This is a genomic window from Cellulomonas sp. EB106-03-03-XG116 (assembly GCF_058792015.1).
Genome location: NZ_JBYTEP010000005.1, coordinates 70,298 through 88,304 on the forward strand (window position 1 = coordinate 70,298; position 18,007 = coordinate 88,304).

An 18,007-nucleotide genomic window follows, 5' to 3' on the forward strand; every position below is an offset into this window, starting at 1 on the left:
GGGCGCCGCGGTCGTGCGTCACCAGATGCGCACGCGCTCCTCGGGCGCGAGGTACAGCCCGTCGCCGGCCTGCACGTCGAACGCCGTGTAGAACTCGTCCACGTTCCGCACGACCGCGTTGCAGCGGACCTCGTCCGGGGAGTGCGGGTCGACCGCGAGCCGGCGGATGATCTCCTCGTCCCGGCCCTTGGCCCGCCACACCTGCGCCCAGCCGAGCAGCACCCGCTGCACGCCGGTGAGGCCGTCGACCTCGGGCGCCTCGTCCAGCGAGCGGCCGAGCGCGATGCGGTAGGCCTTGAGCGCGATCGACAGGCCGCCCAGGTCGCCGATGTTCTCGCCGATGGTGAGCGCGCCGTTGACGTGGTGCGAGCCGTTCAGCTGCGCGGGGGAGAACGCGTTGTACTGCTCGATGAGCGCCGAGGTGCGCTTCTCGAACTCCGCGCGGTCCTGCTCGGTCCACCAGTCCTCGAGCCGGCCCTGGCCGTCGTACTTGGAGCCCTGGTCGTCGAAGCCGTGGCCGATCTCGTGGCCGATGACCGCCCCGATGCCGCCGTAGTTCACGGCGTCGTCCGCGTCGGCGTCGAAGAACGGCGGCTGCAGGATCGCGGCGGGGAACACGATCTCGTTCATGCCCGGGTTGTAGTAGGCGTTGACCGTCTGCGGGGTCATGAACCACTCGTCGCGGTCGATCGGCTTGCCGATCTTGTTCAGCTCGAAGTCCTGCTCGAACGCGGACGCGCGCCGGACGTTGCCCACCAGGTCGTCGGCGCGGACCTCCAGGCCCGAGTAGTCGCGCCACTTCACCGGGTAGCCGATCTTCGGGGTGAACGCGTCGAGCTTGGCGAGCGCCTTGGCCTTCGTGTCCTCGCCCATCCAGTCGAGCGCGGTGATCGACTCGCGGTACGCCTCGACGAGGTGGCCGACGAGCACCTCCATCCGCTCCTTGTGCGCCGGCGGGAAGTGCCGGGCGACGTACACCTCGCCGACGGCCTCGCCCAGCACGCCCTGCACGAGCGAGACGCCGCGCTTCCAGCGGTCGCGGAGCTCCTGGGCGCCGGTCAGCGTGCGGCCGTGGAAGTCGAAGTTCGCCTCGACCAGCTCGGACGACAGGTACGGGGCCCGCGCGGTGATCGCGTGGTACGCCAGCCAGGCCTGCCAGTCCTCGAGGGGCTCGGACGCCCACAGGCCGGCGAACGCGGTGGCGAACGACGGCTCGCGCACCACGAGCTCGTCGAGCGAGCCCCGCGGGGCGCCGAGCGCGCGGGACCACGCCTCCCAGTCGAAGCCGGGGGCGGTGGTCGCCAGCGCGGCGAGCGTGGTCGGGTTGTACGTGAGGTCGGCGTCGCGGTCCTTCACGACGTCCCAGTGGCCCGCGGCGATCTTCGCCTCCAGCGCGACGACCCGGCCCGCGGCCTCGTCGGCCGCCGCCTCGTCCGCGGACCAGCCGCCGAGCCGCAGCATCCGCGCGACGTGCGGGCGGTAGGCGGCCAGCACGGACGCGTACTGCTCGTCGCGGTAGTACGACTCGTCGGGCAGGCCCAGCCCGGACTGGTACAGGTAGACGACGTACCGCTCCGGGTCCTTGGCGTCGTTGTCGACCCAGAACCCGGTGCCGGCCGCGGCGCCCGTGCGCTGCAGGGTGCCGAGCACGTCGGTGAGGTCCTGGCGGCTGCTCGCGGCGGCGACGGCCGACAGGTCGGGGCGCAGCGGGTCGGTGCCGGCGGCCTCGACGGCGTCGACGTCCATGAACGACGCGTACAGCGCGCCGATCTGCGCCTGCACGCCGGTGGCGTCGGCGGCCTCCCCGGCCTCGACGATGATGTCCCGGACCTGCTCCTCGGCCTGGTCGTGCAGCGCGCGGAACGAGCCGTCCATCGCCCGGTCGGCGGGGATCACGTGCTCGGCGACCCAGCGGCCGTTGACGTGCGCGTACAGGTCGTCCTGGGGGCGGACGGCCGGGTCGAGGGCCGAGGTGTCGATGCCGCTGCGGGTCATGGTCGAGGAGGGTCCCTTCCGGTCGGGCAGGCGCGCGAGCGCGCACCGGGAGCCAGCCTAGGTCGCGGGGCCGACGGCGCGCTGCCCCGCCGGACGCGGATGCCCGCGACGCCGCGGCCGGGCGTGCGGCAGGATGGCCCCATGCGTATCCATGTCGCCGCTGACCACGCCGGGTTCGAGCTCAAGGTCGCGCTGGTCGAGCACCTGCGCGCCGCGGGGCACGACGTCGTCGACCACGGGGCCGCCGAGTACGACCCGCAGGACGACTACCCGGCCGTCTGCTTCGCCGCGGGGGAGGCCGTGGTGGCCGACCCGGGCAGCCTGGGCGTCGTCATCGGCGGGTCCGGCAACGGCGAGCAGATCGCCGCGAACAAGGTCACCGGCGTGCGCGCCGCGCTCGCCTGGAACACCGACACCGCGCGGCTCGGGCGGCAGCACAACGACGCGAACGTCGTCGCGATCGGCGCCCGGCAGCACTCGGTCGACGAGGCTCTGGAGCTGGTCGACGTGTTCGTGGACGAGCCGTTCTCCCAGGACCCGCGGCACCAGCGCCGGATCGACCAGCTCGCGGCGTACGAGGCCGCGCGCGCCTGACGCGCCGCACCGCCGCCTCGCGCGCGCTGCGCCGCCGAAGCGACAGCTCTCGGCTGTCTCGCGGGCGCCGCGGACAGCCGAGAGCTGCCATCTCGGCGAACGGGGGTCGCTCAGAACACCCAGGGGCACACCGGGGCGACGGGCCAGCCGAACGCCGTCGCCGCGCGGTGCAGCGCGTCGGGGCGGGCGGCGGTGACCTGGCCGGCCGCGGCCAGCGCCGTCAGGCTGCGGCCGCCCAGGTAGGCGGCGCCGAGCTCGCGGACGTCCAGCTCGAGGTCCGGCGCGGCCGTGCCGGCGCGCTCGACCCGGGCCGCGTAGGTGCCGTCGGCCCCGGGCTCGCCGGTGACGACCCGCCACGCGCCGTCGTTGCCGGGCAGCAGCGCGTCGCGCACCCCGAGCACCACGTCGACCGGCGCCGCGTACCGGCGGCCGGTGAGCGCGGCGGGCACGTCGAGCAGCCGGACCCACAGGTTGTCGCTGACCTTCGGCACGGGCCGCCGGGTGTCGACCAGCAGCGCGAGCAGCGGGTCGTCGACGGGCAGCATGGGGGTCGCCACCGTCGTCGTCAGGTCGAGGTCGAGCAGCATCGACCACAGCCGGTGCGCGGCCGCGGCGTCGACGGAGGCGGCGAGCCGCACCTGCACCGGGTACTCGGGTCCGCCGTCGCCCCAGGTCTGCTTGCGCCGCAGGATCGCGAAGGCCCGCGCCGCGCCGTCGGCGGCGTGCACCGTGACCAGCCGCGCCGGCTCCCCGCCGCTCCGCCAGGCCGCCGGGTCCGCGACCGCGATGCGCCGCAGGGCGTCCGACCCGCGCCGGATCCAGCCCGGCCGGCCCGCACCCGCCGCGGCGTACACGTCCTCGACCAGGCCCTCGTGCGCCGCCGGGTCGAGCGTCGCGAACCGCACGGTCAGGTCGGCCGACCCGGGCACGTCCCGCAGCGCGGCGCCGCGGGGCAGCGTCAGGCGCAGGTGGTCCGAGGCCGAGCCGTAGCCGTAGCGGCCGTAGATGCCCGGCTCGGCCGCGAACAGCGCCGACACCGGCTCGCCCCGGCCGAGCGACCGGTCGAGGTGCGCCCGGATCATCGTCGACAGCAGGCCGCGGCGCCGGTGGTCCGGCCGGACGCCGACCCAGGTCAGCCCGGCGCACGGCACCTCGCCGCCGGGGGTGGGGAGCGTGAACGCGTACGAGCCGTGCACGGCGACGACCTCGCCCGCGTCGGTCTCGACGGCGACCGCGCGGTCCAGCGGCACCGCGAACGGCACCTCGGCGTCCAGCGCCGGGTCGTGGGCCGGCTCGGCGAAGGCCATGGCGTCGAGGGCGCGGTACTCCTCGACGCGGTCGGCGGTGATCTCGAACTGGCGGTACCCGGTGGTCGTCGCGGTGCTCATGGCCGCCATCCTGCTGGCCGGCGTCGCGGCGGGTCACGCGATTTCGCCCGCCGACCCTGCCGTGGCGGCACCTGGCCGCGCCCTCAGGGTGCTGGGTACCCTCGCGGCGTGACCCCGCCCGCCCCGCGCCGCCGCCGGGCCGCGAGCGTGCTCGACCGGGTCCGGTCCTGCCTGCGGCGGTACGGCGTCGGCTCCCAGCCCGCGCTGACCACGATGCTGGTCGGCCTGACGCTGCTGGCGTCCGCGGGCATCGTCTGGGCGCGGCCGTGGGTGCCGCCGTCGACGTTCATCCTCATCGAGCTGCTGGGCGCGTTCCTGCTGCGGATGCGGGGGATGGTCGTGCTGTGCGGGGCGATCGTCGTGCAGTTCGTCGCGATCCCGCTCGCCGGGCTCGGGGACTTCACGCCGGGCACGTTCGTGCTGCAGGGCATCGCGATCGGCGCGCTGCTGGCGTTCGCCGCGCACCGCGAGCGGCTCGGCCTGCAGGGCGCGCCCGGCGAGCTGATGCTCGTCGACCTGCGGGACCGGCTCGCCGCGCACGGCGCCGTGCCGGCGCTGCCCGACGGCTGGACGGTGCAGACGGCGCTGCGGTCCGCGCACCGCGAGGCGTTCTCCGGGGATTTCGTGGTCGCGGCGCCGCGGCTGCAGGGCGCCGTGCTGGAGATCGCGCTGGTCGACGTCTCGGGCAAGGGGCAGGACGCGGGGGTGCGCTCGCTCCAGCTCTCCGGCGCGCTCGCCGGGCTCATCGGGCAGCTGCCCCCGCCGGACTTCCTGCCCGCGGCGAACGCCTACCTGCTGGCGCAGGACTGGGACGAGGGCTTCGCGACCGCGGTGCACGTGAGCCTGGTCCTCGCGACGGGGGAGTACACCGTGTACTCCGCGGGCCACCTGCCGCCGGTGCACCTGGACGCCGGCTCCGGGGCGGTGGGCCTGGTCCCCGCCCGCGGCGGGCCCGCGCTCGGCGTCCTCGAGGGGGCGGTCTTCCCGTCGGTGCGGGGCCGGGTCGACCCGGGCGACGTCCTGCTGCTGTACACGGACGGCCTCGTGGAGACGCCGGGCGGCGACCTGGACCTCGGGATCGACCGGCTCTGCGGGGCCGTCGAGAGCGTGCTGTCGACGGGGCGCGGCGACGCCGACGACGTGATCGCGCGGGTCGGTGCCGGCGAGGGCGACGACCGGGCGCTCGTGCTGGTGCGGCGGGGCTGAGGCGTGGACGAGGCGTACCTGGAGGCGGTGCTCGACCTGGTCGACGCGATCCCGTCCGGCCGCGCGATGACCTACGGGACGATCGCCGAGGTGGTCGCGGACCGGTTCGTCGCCGAGGGGCTGCCCGCACGGGGCGGGCCCCGGCAGGTCGGCCAGATCATGTCCCGCGGCGGGTCCGGGGTGCCGTGGTGGCGGGTGGTGAACGCCGCCGGGTCCCCGCCGGCGCACCACGCGCGGGCGGCGCTGGAGCACCTGCGCGCGGAGGGGACGCCGCTGTCGGCGGACGGCACGCGGGTGGCGCTGCGCCGGGCGATCTGGTTCCCGGACGACTGATGCGGTCGCTAGCCTGGTGGCTCGGAGCCGGAGGAGGAGTCGTGCAGCGAGACCTGCCGCGGGACGCGCTCGCGCGTCACCACGACGCGGTGCTGCGCGTGCTGACCGACCACGGGGTGGTGGCGGCCGGGGTGTTCGGCTCTGTGGCGAGGGGCGAGGACGGAGCCGACTCGGACCTCGACCTGATCGTGCACTTCGGGGCCGGCGCGAGGCGCGACCTGGTGGCGCTGACCGCCGCGCTCGAGTCGCTGACCGGGGTCCGCGTCGACGTGGTGGACGACGAGCAGGTGCTCGACCGCGCGAGCCGGACCGGGATCGGCGGCCGGATCCTCGCCGAGACCGTCCCGCTGTGACTCCCGAGGAGGCGGAGCGCGTCGTCGCGTTGGCGGAGGAGCTCGACACCGCCGCGGCGCTCGCGTCGGAGCCGGAGGGGCACCGCCCGCCGTGGTTGCGGCTGGCCGCGGAACGGGTGGTCGAGCGGATTCACCAGGCCGCGGAGGCCCTGGACCGGGACCAGGCCGAGCGCTACCTCACCGCCGAGGGCCTGCGTCAGCTGCGCGGCATGCGCAACCGGCTCGCCCACCACTACCTCGGGATCGACGAGGCGGTGCTCTGGCGGTCCCTCGTCGACGACGTCCCGGTCGCGCGCGCTCGCATGGAGGACGACCTCCGGGCGGCGCGGGCGGTCGTCGGCGACGCGCGCCGCACGGCCGGTGATGCCGAGGCCTGGCGCGCCGGCCACCTGCGCCCGCTCGACCCGTCCTGACCCGGTCGGCGTCCCGCCCGGGCGCCCGGAGGCCGGGAGCGGATCCCGGCGCGAGGGAGCACCGTGTTCGGTCCTCCCTCGCGCCCCCCCAGATCAGGCGCCATGTCTCGTGGGCGCGGAGATGTGGAGAAGAGACAGCCGTGTTCGGTCCTCCCTCGCGCCGAGGTCCTCCGCCGACTCGGGGGGCGGTCGTCAGTGCGCCGCGACCGGCGCCTCCGCCACGGCGGCCGCCGGGGCCGGGGCCAGCGCCGCGCGGGCCTGGCGGTCGGCGCGGGTGCGGAACAGCAGGGCCGCCATGACGGCGCCGCCCGCGAAGATCACCGCCGACCACGCGTACGCGGTGTCGAAGCTGTGCAGCGCGGCCTCGGCCGCGACCTCGGGCGTGACCGGGGCGTGGTCCGCGAGGTAGGCCGACGCGGCGGTCGCGGCCAGCGTGTTCAGCAGCGCGGTGCCGATGGCGCCGCCGACCTGCTGGCTCGTGGACACCAGGGCCGACGCGGCGCCCGCGAGCCGGGACTCGACGCCGAGGGTCGCGAGCTGGAACGACGCGGGCATGATCGAGGCCATGCCGATGCCCATGAGGATCAGGCCCGGGAGCACGTGCGCGGCGTAGGTGCTGTCCAGCTCGAGCCGGGTGAACGTGAGCATCGCGACGGCCGCCAGCAGCATGCCGATCGGCACCAGCACCTTGGGCCCGAACCTCGGGATGAGCAGGTTCGACTGGATCTGCGCGGTGACGATGATCGACAGCACCATCGGCAGGAACGCGACGCCGGTGCGCATCGGGGTGTAGCCGAGGGTCGTCTGCAGGTAGTAGGTGAGGAACAGGAACACGCCGAACATGCCCGACCCGGCGACGAGGATGCCGAGGAACGAGGCGCCGCGGTCGCGGTCGAGCACGACGTCGAGCGGCAGCACCGCGTTCGGGGCCGTGCGCTGCCGGACGACGAACGCGACGAGCAGCACGGCGCTCGCGGCGAGCGAGCCCCAGGTCAGCGGCGAGTCCCAGCCCTGCGGCTCGGCCTGCGAGAAGCCGAAGACCAGGGCGAACAGCCCGGCCGAGCCGAGCACGACGCCGGGGACGTCCAGCCGGTGCCCCGCGGCGCCGCCGGCCCGCGAGAGCAGCACGCTGCCCGCGACGAGGGCGATCGCGGCGATCACGACGTTGACGTACAGGTTCCAGCGCCAGTCGAAGTTCTCCGTGAGGTAGCCGCCGAGCAGCAGGCCGATGGCGCCGCCCATGCCGGCGATCGCGCCGAAGATGCCGAACGCGCGGGCGCGCTCCTTCGGCACGGTGAACGTGGTGGTCAGCACGGACAGCGCGGCGGGGGCGAGCACGGCGCCGAACACGCCCTGCAGCGCGCGGGCGGCGACCAGCAGCTCGAACGTGCTGGCCGCGCCGCCGAGTGCCGACGCGACGGCGAAGCCGACCAGGCCGATGAGGAACATGCGGCGGCGCCCGAACATGTCGGACAGCCGGCCGCCGAGCAGCAGCAGGCTGCCGAAGGCGAGGGCGTAGGCGGTGACGATCCACTGCCGGTCGTTGTCGCTGAAGCCGAGCTCCGCCTGGGCGGAGGGCATGGCGATGTTCACGATGGTGGCGTCGAGGACGACCATCAGCTGCGCCAGCGCGACGGTGGCGAGGACGAACCAGCGGCGCCGGTGCGGGACGCCGGCCGGGCCGGCGGCGGCCGCGGCCGGGGTGGTGGGTGCGGCGGATGAGGACATGCGGGTGCTCCGGTCGGGACGACGGTGTGGGGGGATGGCACGACCGTAAACCAGGACCGGTCAGTTTCGAAACCCCCGAGTCTCGATTTGTTTCCGCGGCGCCGGGCGGGCATGATGACGACGTCGAGAGGAGCCCGGATGACCGCGCGCGAGGACGCCGCGGCCGTCGGCGCGCCCGCGGGCGGGACCGCCTCCGCCGCCCGCCGACCCGGCCGGCGCCGCGACGAGTCGAAGGACGAGGTCATCCTCGCCGCGGCCCGCGAGCTGCTCATCGAGCGCGGCTACGACGGCATGACGATGGACGCGGTCGCCGAGCGTGCCGGGGCGGGCAAGTCGACCGTCTACCGCCGCTGGCCGTCGAAGGTGCAGCTCACCGTCGACTGCCTGCTGTGCGCGAAGCAGATGACGATCGACGAGGTCCCCGACACCGGGTCGATCCGCGACGACCTGCTGAGCATCTTCGTGCGCGCCACCCGGATGAAGAGCGACGACCTCATGACCGGCCTGCTCACGGCGGTCCGCGAGGAGCCCGAGGTGCGCGAGGTGTTCCACGAGCAGTTCGTGGCCGGCCGGGTCCGGCTCGCGCGCGAGGTGCTCGAGCGCGCGCGGCTGCGGGGCGACACGGCGCCGGGGGTCGACCTCGACATGGTCGCGGCGGTCGCGCCGGCGATGGCGCACTACCGCAAGGTCGTGGCGCACCGCCCGATGGACGCGGAGTTCGCCGAGCGGCTGATCGACACGATCATCCTGCCGCTGGCGACGGGCCGCCCGGCCGACGCCGCGGCGGGCGAGCAGGCCCTCCTCGCCGACGCGCGCTGACGCGCCACGCGGGCGACGCCGCCCCGCTGACGCGCCGCCTGCGCCCGCCCGCGCCCGCTCGCCTCGCGCGGACACGACGCCGAGATGGCAACTCTCGGCTGCGGCGGGGCGCCCGCGCACAGCCGAGAGTTGCCATCTCGGCGGCAGGAGGGGGCCTACGCCAGGGCGCGCTTGCTGCTGATCACGCCCGTGTCGAAGCCCGCGAGGTGCAGGCCGCCGTGGAAGCGGGCGTGCTCGATCTTCACGCAGCGGTCCATGACGACCGTCAGGCCGGCCGCCTCGCCGCGTTCCGCGACCTCCTCGTGCCACGAGCCGAGCTGGAGCCACAGGGCCTTCGCGCCGACCGCCAGCGTCTCGTCGAGCACGGTCGGCAGGTCGTCGTGCCGGCGGAACACGTCGACCAGGTCCGGGACGACCGGCAGCGCGTCGAGCGACGGGTAGACGGGCTGGCCGAGGATCGACGTCTCGCGCGGGTTCACCAGGTAGACGTCGTACGGCGTGCTGGACAGCAGGTACGTCGTGACGAAGTACGACGCGCGCGCCGGGTTGTTCGACGCGCCGACGATCGCGATCGACCGGGTGCGGCGGAGCAGCGCCAGCCGCTCGGGCGCGCTCGGGCCCTGCCAGGTGCGCTCGGGGGTCGTGGTCATCAGTTCGCCTCCGGGACAGAGCAGGACGCGCCGCCGGCGATGCCGGTCACGGCCGCACCGACGACGGGCGCGGCGGGAACGCTCGGGCGGGTGGCCGCGGCCGCGGCCCCGTCGGTGGCGCCGTCGGACGCCTCGCGCGGCGCCGTCGCCGCCGTGAGCGCCTGGTCCAGGTCCCAGAGGATGTCCTCCGGGTCCTCGAGCCCGACGCTGATCCGCACCAGGTCCTCGGGGACGCCCGCCGTGGCGAGCTGCTCCGCGGACAGCTGCTGGTGCGTGGTCGACGCCGGGTGGATGACGAGCGTGCGCGCGTCGCCGACGTTGGCCAGGTGGCTGGCGAGCTGCAGGTTCTCGATGAACCCGCGCCCGACCTCGCGGCCGTCGCGGTCCGCGGTCGCGGCGAGCCGGAACGCGAACACCGACCCGGGGCCGAGCGGCAGGTAGCGCTGCGCGCGCTCGTGGTGCGGGTGCGACGGCAGGCCGGCCCACTGCACCGACGTGACCCGCGGGTCCGCGTCCAGCCACTCGGCGACGGCCCGGGCGTTGGCGAGGTGCGCGTCGAGCCGCTGGGGGAGCGTCTCCACGCCCTGCAGCAGCTGGAACGCCGACTGCGCGGACAGCGACGGGCCGATGTCCCGGAGCTGCTCGGAGCGCAGCTTGGTGAGGAAGCCGTACTCGCCGAAGTTCTCCCACCACTTCACGCCGTTGTACGACGGCACCGGCTCGGTCATCTGCGGGAACTTGCCGTTGCCCCAGTTGAACCGGCCCGACTCGACGACGACGCCGCCCAGCGTGGTGCCGTGCCCGCCGAGGAACTTGGTGGCGGAGTGGATCACGATGTCCGCGCCGTGCTCGATCGGCCGCACCAGGTACGGGGTCGACAGCGTGGCGTCGACGACCAGCGGGACGCCCGCGGCGTGCGCGACCTCGGCCAGCCCGGCCAGGTCGGCGACCTCGCCGGACGGGTTCGCGACGACCTCGGTGTAGACGGCCTTGGTCTCGGGGCGGATGGCCGCGGCGTAGTCGGCCGGGTCGGTGCCGGCGACGAACGTGGTCTCGACGCCGAACCGGCGCAGGGTCACGTCGAGCTGGGTGACGGTGCCGCCGTAGAGCTGCGCCGAGGCGACGATGTGGTCCCCGGCCCCGACCAGCGCGGCGAACGTGATGAACTCCGCCGCCATGCCGGACGCGGTGGCGACGGCGCCGATGCCGCCCTCGAGCGACGCGATCCGCTCCTCGAACGCGGCGACCGTGGGGTTGCCGAGCCGGGAGTAGATGTTGCCGTACTTCTGCAGCGCGAACAGGTTCGCGGCGTCGGTGGTGTCGCTGAACACGAACGACGTCGTCTGGTAGATCGGCACGGCGCGGGCGCCGGTCGCGGCGTCGGGGATCGCCCCGGCGTGCAGGGCGCGGGTGCGGAAGCCGAAGCGGTGCTCGGAGCTCATCGGGCGGTGGCCTCCTCGGCCTCGGGGATCGGGGCGAGGCTAGCGCCGTCGCGCAGCAGCGCGGCGACCTGGTCCACGGCCCAGGGGTTCTGCAGGGAGGTGACGTCGCCCAGTGGCCGGCCGTCGTGCAGCTCGGCCAGCAGCCGCCGCATGATCTTGCCGGACCGGGTCTTGGGGACCTCGGGGACGAGGACGACGTGCTTCGGCTTGGCGACCGGGCCGATCTCGCGCTGCACCTGGGCCCGCAGGTCCTCGCGCAGCGCCGCGGCGGCGGCCCGCCAGGCGGCCAGGTCCTCGACCGGGCCGGGGGCGACGGCCGGGACGACGAACGCCGCCACCGCCTGCCCGCCGACCGCGTCCACGACGCCCGCGACGCCGGCCTCGCCGACCGCCGGGTGCGCGACGAGGGCCGACTCGATCTCGATGGTCGACAGCCGGTGGCCCGCCACGTTCACGACGTCGTCCACCCGGCCGAGCAGCCACACGTCGCCGTCGGCGTCCCAGGACGCGCCGTCGCCGGCCAGGAAGTAGCCGTGCGCGGCGAACGGCCGCCAGTAGGAGTCGCGGAACCGCGCCGGGTCGCCCCAGACGGTCCGCGCCATGCCGGGCCAGGTCCGGTCGAGCACGAGGTAGCCGCCGGACCCGCGTGGCACCTCGGCGCCGGCGTCGTCGACGACCTTCGCCGAGAACCCGGGCAGCGCGCGGGTCGCCGAGCCGGGCTTCAGCGTCGTGACGCCGGGGAGCGGGGCGATGACGGCCGCGCCGGTCTCGGACTGCCACCAGGTGTCGACGACCGGCGCGGTCCCGGCACCGAACTGCTCGCGGAACCACACCCACGCCTCGGGGTTGATCGCCTCGCCGACCGTGCCGAGCAGCCGGACCGTCGACAGGTCGTACCCGGCGGGCAGCCCCTCGGGGAACCAGGTCATGAAGGTCCGGATCAGCGTCGGCGCGGTGTAGTACACGGTGACGCCGTACCGCTCGATGACCTCGAGGTGCCGCTCGCGGTGCGGGGTGTCCGGCGTGCCCTCGTAGATCACCTGGGTCAGCCCGTTGCTCAGCGGCCCGTAGATCTCGTAGGTGTGCGCGGTGACCCACGCGAGGTCGGCGGTGCACCAGTGCACGTCGTCGGGCTTGGCGTCGAACATCGCCCAGTGCGTCCACGACGCGTGCGTGAGGTAGCCGCCGGTGGTGTGCACCAGGCCCTTGGGCTTCCCGGTGGTGCCCGAGGTGTAGATGATGAACAGAGGGTGCTCGGCGTCGAAGGCCTGCGCCTCGTGCTCGTCGGAGGCCGTGTCCACGACGTCGTGCCACCAGACGTCGCGCCCCGCGGTCCAGGCCACGTCCTGCCCGGTGCGGCGCACGACCAGCACGTGCTCGACGTGGTCCAGGCCCTCGACCGCGGCGTCGGCGGCGGACTTCACCTCGACGGCCTGCCCGCGGCGGAACTGGCCGTCGGACGTGACGAGCAGCTTCGCGCCGGTGTCCTGCACCCGGAACCGCACGGCCTCCGCGGAGAACCCGCCGAACACCAGCGAGTGCACCGCGCCGATCCGGGCGATCGCCAGGGTGACGACGATCGTCTCGGCGATCACCGGCAGGTAGACGACCACCCGGTCGCCGGGGCCGATGCCGAGGTCGGTCAGCGCGTTGGCCGCTCGGGACACCTCGCGCTGCAGATCGGCGTACGTGATCGACCGCCGGTCGCCGCGCTCGCCCTCGGCGTGGATCGCGACCTTGTCGCCCCGGCCGGCGGCCACGTGCCGGTCGACGCAGTTCACCGCGGCGTTCAGCCGGCCGCCGACGAACCACTGCGCCTCGGGCACCGTCAGCTCGCCGTCCGGGCCCTCGACCGCGGGGGACCAGGTGTGCGCGGTGTGCCAGGGCTCGGCCCACTCCAGGCGGCGCGCGGCGTCCTCCCAGAAGCCCACGTGGTCGGCGTCGGCGTGCGCCCGCAGCCGGGCCGCCTCCTCCGGTCCCACGTTCCAGTCGCCGGCCGGGGCCGGGTACGCGCGGGTCTCGGTCTGCAGCGCGGCGATGGTCGCGCTCGTCGTGCTCGTCATGCCCACCTTCTCAGGAGCGACTTCTCGGCCAGGCCGATCAGCGCGTCGGTCAGCTTGCCCAGCAGCGCCAGCAGGACGATCGCGAGGATCGCCCGGTCGACGCGGCCGTTCTGCCCGCTGTCCATCAGGAGGAAGCCGAGGCCCATCGACGACGCGATGAGCTCGGCGGCCACCAGGAACAGCCAGGACTGCGCGAGGGCGAGCCGCAGGCCCGCCACCACGGAGGGGACGGCCGCGGGCAGCTGCACCGCGCCCAGCAACCGCGCGCCGCGCAGCCCGTACGCACGCCCGGCCTCGACCAGGTGCGCGTCGACGTGCCGCAGCGCGGCGACGACGGTCGTGTACACGGGGAAGAACGCCCCGATCGCGATGAGGGTCAGCTTGGAGTCCTCGGCGATCCCCATCCAGAGGATGAGCAGCGGCACCCAGGCCAGCGACGGCACCGCCCGGATCGCGCCGAGCACCGGCTCCAGCAGCGCGCCCGCCAGCCGGGACAGCCCGACGACGGACCCGACCGCGAGCCCGAGCGCCGCGCCGATCAGGAACCCGAGGACGACGCGCTGCGTCGAGATCGCGACGTACTGGCCGAGCAGGCCGCGCTCCGCGAGGTCGACCGCGGCCGTCCAGACGGACGCCGGGCTCGGCAGCTGGTACGGGGCGACCAGGCCGGACGTCGTGACGAGCTGCCACGCGACCAGGAGCACCGCGGGGACGACCAGCCCGAGCGCGATCCGGACCGGCCGGCGGGACAGCGGGCCGGCGCCGGGCCGGGCGGCCAGGCCGAGGCTGAACGGGTTCAGCCCGGGCAGCGCGCGGCCGCGGGCGTCCGTCACGGGCGCGGCGGAGCCGGTGATCGTCGCGGAGGCGTTGGTCATGGCGGGCTCTTCCGTCGGGGGTGGTCGGTGGTGCCGGGGCCGGGGGGGGGGGGGGGGGGGGGGGGGGGGGGGGGGGGGGGGGGGGGGGGCGTANNNNGGCGACCACAGAGATCTACACTCCACGGCCTTCGTCGGCAGCGTCAGATGTGGAGAAGAGACAGGCCCGGTGCGGGTCAGTCCGCGATCGTCGACGGGTCGGCGTTCTCGGCGAACTGCGGGTCGAACAGCTCGTCCAGGGCGGTGTCCACCAGGTCCTGGCTCGACACGTCGCCGGACTCGACGAAGATCGGGCCGACGACCTCGAGCACGTCGCGCTGCGCCTGGCCGGGGACCGGGTCGATGTCGAGCGTGGTGCGCTCGGTGATGACGGTCTCGGCGACGGCCGGGTCGATGCCGGCGACCTCGGCGAGGATGTTCACGACCTCGTCGGGGTTCTCCTGCGCCCAGGCGCGCGCCTTCTCGTAGGCGTCCACGACGACCTGCGCCAGGTCCGGGCTCGCGTCCAGGAAGTCCTGGGTCGCGTTGAGGAACCCGTAGGTGTTGAAGTCGACGTTCCGGTACAGCAGCGTCGAGCCGGCCTCGGCCTCGCTCGCGGCCATCAGCGGGTCCAGGCCGGACCACGCGTCGACCGAGCCGTTCTCCAGCGCCGCCCTGCCGTCGGCGTGCTGCAGGTTCTGCACCTCGACGTCCGCCGGGTCGACGCCCGCCTCCTCCAGGGACTGCAGCAGGAAGAAGTACGGGTCGGTGCCCTTGGTCGCGGCGACCGAGCGGCCGGCCAGGTCGGCGACGTCGGTGATGTCCGAGCCGGCCGGGACGACGAGCGCGGCCCACTCCGGCTGGCCGTAGATGTCGATGGTCCGGATCGGCGAGCCGTTGGACCGGGCGAGCAGCGCCGCCGAGCCCGCGGTGGAGCCCACGTCGATCGCGCCGGCGCGCAGCGCCTCGTTGGCCTTGTTCGACCCGGCGGACTGCACCCACTCGACGTCGACGTCATCGCCGAGCGTCTCCTCCAGCCAGCCCTGGTCCTTGATGACCAGGCTCAGCGGGTTGTAGGTGGCGAAGTCGACCGTCAGGGTGTCGGCGCTCCAGCCGTCGGCGGCTGTGGCGCCGTCCTCCGGGGCGTCCGCCGCCTGGGCGGTCTCGCCCTCGCCGGCCACGCAGCCGGCGAGCAGCAGGGTCGCGGCGACGGCGGCGGCGCCGAGGGCGATCGGGCCGCGCGCTCGGCGACGGAGGGCGGTGGTCAGGGCGGTCATGGCGGGCTCCAGGTGGGGTGTCGGGGTGTCGGGGTCTCGGGTGGTGCGCGGTCAGATCGAGTGGTGCGCGTCGGGGTCGTGCGTCGGGTGGTGCGAGGGCACGCCGAGGCCGTCCAGCAGCTCGGCGCGCAGCTCGGCCAGCCGGGCGTCCGCGCGGTCGCGGGGCCGGTCGCCGGGGACGGCGATGACGGAGCGGACCGAGGCGGCGTCCGGCGCGGCGGGGTCGAGGGCGCCGAGCAGGACGACGCGGTCGGCCAGGTACAGGGCCTCCTCGACGTCGTGCGTCACGAGCAGCACGGTCGTCGGGCGGGTGGCGTGCACCTCGAGCAGCAGGTCCTGCATCCGCAGGCGGGTCAGGGCGTCGAGCGCGCCGAACGGCTCGTCGAGGAGCAGCACCCCCGGCCGGCGGGCGAGCGCCCGGGCCAGGGACGCGCGCTGCGCCATGCCGCCGGACACCTGCCGCGGGCGCAGCCCCGCCGACCCGGCGAGCCCGACCAGGTCCAGCAGCCGGGCGACCTGCTCGCGGGACTCGGCGCGCGGGGTGCCGCGGGGGACGCCGAGCGCGACGTTGTGCGCCAGCGTCCGCCACGGCAGCAGGCGCGGCTCCTGGAACGCGACGGCGGTGCGCGGGTCGTACGGCGCGACCGGCGCGTCGCCGATCAGGATCGACCCCGCGTCCGGGGCGTCGAGGCCGGCGACCTGGCGCAGCAGCGTCGACTTGCCGCAGCCGGACGGGCCGATGACGGCGACGATCTCGCCGGCGGCGACCTCCAGGTCGAGGGCGGCGAGCACCGGGCGCGGGCCGGCCGGGGTCGCGAAGGTGCGGGCGACGCCGCGGAGCGCGACGGGGCGTGCGGCGGCGGGGGCGCTCGCGGGGCCGGCGGTGGCGCGGGCGGTGGTGGCGGCGTGGGCCGTGGCGGCGCTGGGGGCGGAGGTCATGGGAGTTCCCGGGTCGTCGGGGCCACGTGGACGCGGCGCGGGGCGGCGGGCCCGGACCTGTCGGCGACCGGCGGCGGTGCGCGGGTCGGACGGGTCGCGGGCGGGCGGGGTGCTGCCGGGGCGCGGCCGGTGGGCGTCGAGGACGCGGGTCAGGCGGCGCGGGAGGTGCGCGGACAGCTCGCCGAGGGGCGACAGCAGCGCGCGGACGCGGGCATCGGCAGGCCCGGGCGCTGGGTCGTGCGCGGGTGCATCGACCGGGCCACGGGCCGCCTCCTCACGTTGTCTCGCCTGGCGAGACGCAAGTGTTCACGTCTCGGGATCACCGCCGACAGTAGCGTCCGCCGCCCGACGCGACAAGCCCGCCCGGCCGCGCTCAGCCGTCGCGCCGGCCTGGGTGTCTCGCGGCCTACGGTTCCCGGCGCCGCGCGCTCCGATCGTCGGCGGCGGGGCCGGAAACCGTGGGCGAGAGGATCCCGCCGCCCGTCAGCGGCGGGCGGCGCGCAGGGTGAGGTGGACGGCGATGCCCGCGAGCAGGCCCCAGAACGCCGCCGAGACGCCGCCGACGCTCACGCCCGACACCGTGACCAGGAACGTCACCGCGGCCGCCTCGCGGTGCCCGGCCGGGCCGAACGCCCCGCCCAGCGACGCGGCGAGCGTCCCCACCAGCGCCAGCCCCGCCGCCGCGGCGATCAGCCCGGCGGGCGCCGCCAGCGCCACGGCCGCCACCGCCGCCGAGGCCACGGCCAGCAGCACGTACCCGCAGCCCGCCACGACCGCCGCCCGCCACCGCCGCCGCGGGTCCGGCCCGCCCTCGGGGCCGGCGGCGAGCGCCGCGCTGATCGCCGCGAGGTTGATCGCGTGGCCGCCGAACGGGGCCGCGAGCACGGTCCCCGCGCCGGTCACGAGCATGACCCGGCGCAGGGGAGCGGCGTAGCCGAAGCCGGCCAGCACGGCGACGCCCGGGATGTTCTGCGACGCCATCGTCACGACGAACAGCGGCACCGCTACCGACACCACGGCGGACCAGGACGGCTGCGGCGTGGTCCAGGTCAGCGACGGCACCAGGTCCGCGGCGTCGAGCGCGCGCACGCCGGGCGAGGCGACGGCGATCGCCACCGCGAGCCCGATGGCCGCGGGCGTGGCCCACCGCGGCGCCAGCCGCAGCAGCACGAGCCACACGACGACCACCGGTCCGACCAGCAGCGGCCGGTCCGCGAGCGCGAGCACCGGCTGCAGGCAGAGGTCGACGAGGACGCCCGCGAGCATCGCGTTCGCCAGCGGCACCGGGATCAGCCGCACCCAGCGCTCGAGCCGCCGCCACAGCCCGACCGCCGCGAGCAGCACCCCGCACAGGACGAACCCCGCGACCGCCTCCGGCCACCCGCCCGCCGCGGTCCCGGTGGTCGCGAGCAGCGCGGCGCCGGGGGTCGACCAGGCGACCGTGATCGGCAGCCGGGTGCGCCACGCCAGCAGGATCGTCGCGGCGCCCATCGCCAGCGTGACGGCCAGCAGCCCGGACGCCGCCTGCGCGGGGGTCGCGCCGACCGCGCGCAGCCCGCCGAGCACGACGGCGAACGCGCTGGTGAACCCCACGAGCGCCGTGACGACGCCGGCGGCGACGTGCGTGCCGCCGTCCCGCGGCGCTGCGGAGCCGGGTGCCGGCTGCGACGCCGCGGACGGCGTGCGCGGGAGCGGTGGGGCTCCGGTGGCGCCGTGCAGGGGTGCGTCGGGGCCGCCGGGTGCGTCGTCGGGCTGCGCATCGGGCAGGGTCACGCGCCGGACGCTATCCCCGCGGTGTGTCCACCGCGTTGCGCCGTCCGCCCGTCGGGCCGGCGGCCGGGACCGCGTCCGAGGCGGGCTCGTGAGGTCGGAGCACCGCGGTGAGGTCGTCACATCGTGGTGAGGTCGTCACACACGAGTGACGACCTCACCAGGTTGTGACGACCTCACCGGCGG

16 protein-coding genes are annotated in these 18,007 nt (G+C 75.6%); 6 read left to right on the forward strand and 10 right to left on the reverse strand.

Annotated features, from left to right (window positions below):
* Positions 1–18: 18 nt before the first annotated feature.
* Positions 19–1,995, reverse strand: coding sequence for a M13 family metallopeptidase (locus tag AC3WUG_RS03770; protein WP_492326427.1), 1,977 nt, complete (start codon positions 1,993–1,995; stop codon positions 19–21).
* Positions 1,996–2,136: 141 nt separating this feature from the next.
* Between AC3WUG_RS03770 and AC3WUG_RS03775 the strand changes: the two genes are divergently transcribed.
* A complete protein-coding gene (locus AC3WUG_RS03775; protein ID WP_166940651.1) occupies positions 2,137–2,589 on the forward strand; it encodes a ribose-5-phosphate isomerase in 453 nt (150 codons plus the stop codon).
* Between the two features lie 110 nt (positions 2,590–2,699).
* On the opposite strand, the gene AC3WUG_RS03780 is transcribed toward AC3WUG_RS03775, so the two are convergent.
* Positions 2,700–3,977, reverse strand: coding sequence for a GNAT family N-acetyltransferase (locus AC3WUG_RS03780; RefSeq protein WP_492326428.1), 1,278 nt, complete (start codon positions 3,975–3,977; stop codon positions 2,700–2,702).
* A 108-nt stretch (positions 3,978–4,085) separates the two neighbouring features.
* On the opposite strand from AC3WUG_RS03780, the gene AC3WUG_RS03785 reads away from it, so the two are divergent.
* The 4 genes from AC3WUG_RS03785 to AC3WUG_RS03800 are packed head-to-tail and all read left to right on the forward strand — an operon-like array spanning position 4,086 to position 6,282.
* The gene (locus AC3WUG_RS03785; RefSeq protein ID WP_492326429.1) at positions 4,086–5,183 is read left to right on the forward strand and encodes a PP2C family protein-serine/threonine phosphatase; all 1,098 of its coding nucleotides are present in this window, start codon (positions 4,086–4,088) and stop codon (positions 5,181–5,183) included.
* A gap of 3 nt (positions 5,184–5,186) precedes the next feature.
* A complete protein-coding gene (locus AC3WUG_RS03790; protein WP_217616558.1) occupies positions 5,187–5,516 on the forward strand; it encodes an MGMT family protein in 330 nt (109 codons plus the stop codon).
* A gap of 41 nt (positions 5,517–5,557) precedes the next feature.
* Positions 5,558–5,869, forward strand: coding sequence for a nucleotidyltransferase family protein (locus tag AC3WUG_RS03795; protein WP_492326430.1), 312 nt, complete (start codon positions 5,558–5,560; stop codon positions 5,867–5,869).
* Entirely contained in the window at positions 5,866–6,282 is a 417-nt protein-coding gene (locus AC3WUG_RS03800) for a HepT-like ribonuclease domain-containing protein (protein WP_492326431.1), read from the forward strand. The genes AC3WUG_RS03795 and AC3WUG_RS03800 overlap by 4 nt, the downstream gene beginning before the upstream one ends.
* Before the next feature lie 192 nt (positions 6,283–6,474).
* Here the strand turns inward: AC3WUG_RS03800 and AC3WUG_RS03805 are convergent, their stop codons facing one another.
* Positions 6,475–8,010: an MFS transporter gene (locus tag AC3WUG_RS03805; protein WP_492326432.1), complete on the reverse strand. Its 1,536-nt coding sequence runs from the start codon at positions 8,008–8,010 to the stop codon at positions 6,475–6,477.
* A 138-nt stretch (positions 8,011–8,148) separates the two neighbouring features.
* Here AC3WUG_RS03805 and AC3WUG_RS03810 point away from each other — a divergent pair, with 138 nt between their 5' ends.
* A complete protein-coding gene (locus AC3WUG_RS03810) occupies positions 8,149–8,829 on the forward strand; it encodes a TetR/AcrR family transcriptional regulator (protein ID WP_492326433.1) in 681 nt (226 codons plus the stop codon).
* Positions 8,830–8,984: 155 nt separating this feature from the next.
* Here AC3WUG_RS03810 and AC3WUG_RS03815 read toward each other — a convergent pair whose 3' ends face one another.
* The 7 genes from AC3WUG_RS03815 to AC3WUG_RS03845 all read right to left on the reverse strand — a co-directional run bounded on the left by AC3WUG_RS03815 (position 8,985) and on the right by AC3WUG_RS03845 (position 17,824).
* The gene (locus tag AC3WUG_RS03815) at positions 8,985–9,479 is read right to left on the reverse strand and encodes a CoA-binding protein (protein ID WP_492326434.1); all 495 of its coding nucleotides are present in this window, start codon (positions 9,477–9,479) and stop codon (positions 8,985–8,987) included.
* Positions 9,479–10,921, reverse strand: a complete 1,443-nt coding sequence (locus AC3WUG_RS03820; RefSeq protein WP_492326435.1) for an O-acetylhomoserine aminocarboxypropyltransferase/cysteine synthase family protein — start codon at positions 10,919–10,921, stop codon at positions 9,479–9,481. The genes AC3WUG_RS03815 and AC3WUG_RS03820 overlap by 1 nt, the downstream gene beginning before the upstream one ends.
* Positions 10,918–12,984 carry an acetate--CoA ligase gene (gene acs, locus AC3WUG_RS03825; protein WP_492326436.1) on the reverse strand — a complete coding sequence of 689 codons (2,067 nt, stop codon included), beginning with the start codon at positions 12,982–12,984 and terminating at the stop codon, positions 10,918–10,920. The genes AC3WUG_RS03820 and acs overlap by 4 nt, the downstream gene beginning before the upstream one ends.
* Positions 12,981–13,859 (reverse strand): ABC transporter permease, encoded by an 879-nt coding sequence (locus AC3WUG_RS03830; protein WP_492326437.1) that lies wholly within the window; start codon positions 13,857–13,859, stop codon positions 12,981–12,983. Before AC3WUG_RS03830 ends, acs begins: the two co-directional genes overlap by 4 nt.
* Before the next feature lie 173 nt (positions 13,860–14,032).
* Positions 14,033–15,112, reverse strand: a complete 1,080-nt coding sequence (locus tag AC3WUG_RS03835; protein ID WP_492326438.1) for an aliphatic sulfonate ABC transporter substrate-binding protein — start codon at positions 15,110–15,112, stop codon at positions 14,033–14,035.
* A 51-nt stretch (positions 15,113–15,163) separates the two neighbouring features.
* Positions 15,164–16,051 carry an ABC transporter ATP-binding protein gene (locus AC3WUG_RS03840; protein WP_492326439.1) on the reverse strand — a complete coding sequence of 296 codons (888 nt, stop codon included), beginning with the start codon at positions 16,049–16,051 and terminating at the stop codon, positions 15,164–15,166.
* Between the two features lie 483 nt (positions 16,052–16,534).
* Complete coding sequence (locus AC3WUG_RS03845) at positions 16,535–17,824, reverse strand: benzoate/H(+) symporter BenE family transporter (protein ID WP_492326440.1); 1,290 nt, start codon at positions 17,822–17,824, stop codon at positions 16,535–16,537.
* Between the last annotated feature and the right edge of the window lie 183 nt (positions 17,825–18,007).

Bases quoted from the DNA above. Each gene is read 5' to 3' on its own strand.
- AC3WUG_RS03770 (WP_492326427.1), bottom strand. From the start codon at position 1,995: ATGACCCGCAGCGGCATCGACACCTCGGCCCTCGACCCGGCCGTCCGC.
- AC3WUG_RS03775 (WP_166940651.1), top strand. From the start codon at position 2,137: ATGCGTATCCATGTCGCCGCTGACCACGCCGGGTTCGAGCTCAAGGTC.
- AC3WUG_RS03780 (WP_492326428.1), bottom strand. From the start codon at position 3,977: ATGAGCACCGCGACGACCACCGGGTACCGCCAGTTCGAGATCACCGCC.
- AC3WUG_RS03805 (WP_492326432.1), bottom strand. From the start codon at position 8,010: ATGTCCTCATCCGCCGCACCCACCACCCCGGCCGCGGCCGCCGCCGGC.
- AC3WUG_RS03810 (WP_492326433.1), top strand. From the start codon at position 8,149: ATGACCGCGCGCGAGGACGCCGCGGCCGTCGGCGCGCCCGCGGGCGGG.
- AC3WUG_RS03815 (WP_492326434.1), bottom strand. From the start codon at position 9,479: ATGACCACGACCCCCGAGCGCACCTGGCAGGGCCCGAGCGCGCCCGAG.
- AC3WUG_RS03820 (WP_492326435.1), bottom strand. From the start codon at position 10,921: ATGAGCTCCGAGCACCGCTTCGGCTTCCGCACCCGCGCCCTGCACGCC.
- acs (WP_492326436.1), bottom strand. From the start codon at position 12,984: ATGACGAGCACGACGAGCGCGACCATCGCCGCGCTGCAGACCGAGACC.
- AC3WUG_RS03830 (WP_492326437.1), bottom strand. From the start codon at position 13,859: ATGACCAACGCCTCCGCGACGATCACCGGCTCCGCCGCGCCCGTGACG.
- AC3WUG_RS03835 (WP_492326438.1), bottom strand. From the start codon at position 15,112: ATGACCGCCCTGACCACCGCCCTCCGTCGCCGAGCGCGCGGCCCGATC.
- AC3WUG_RS03840 (WP_492326439.1), bottom strand. From the start codon at position 16,051: ATGACCTCCGCCCCCAGCGCCGCCACGGCCCACGCCGCCACCACCGCC.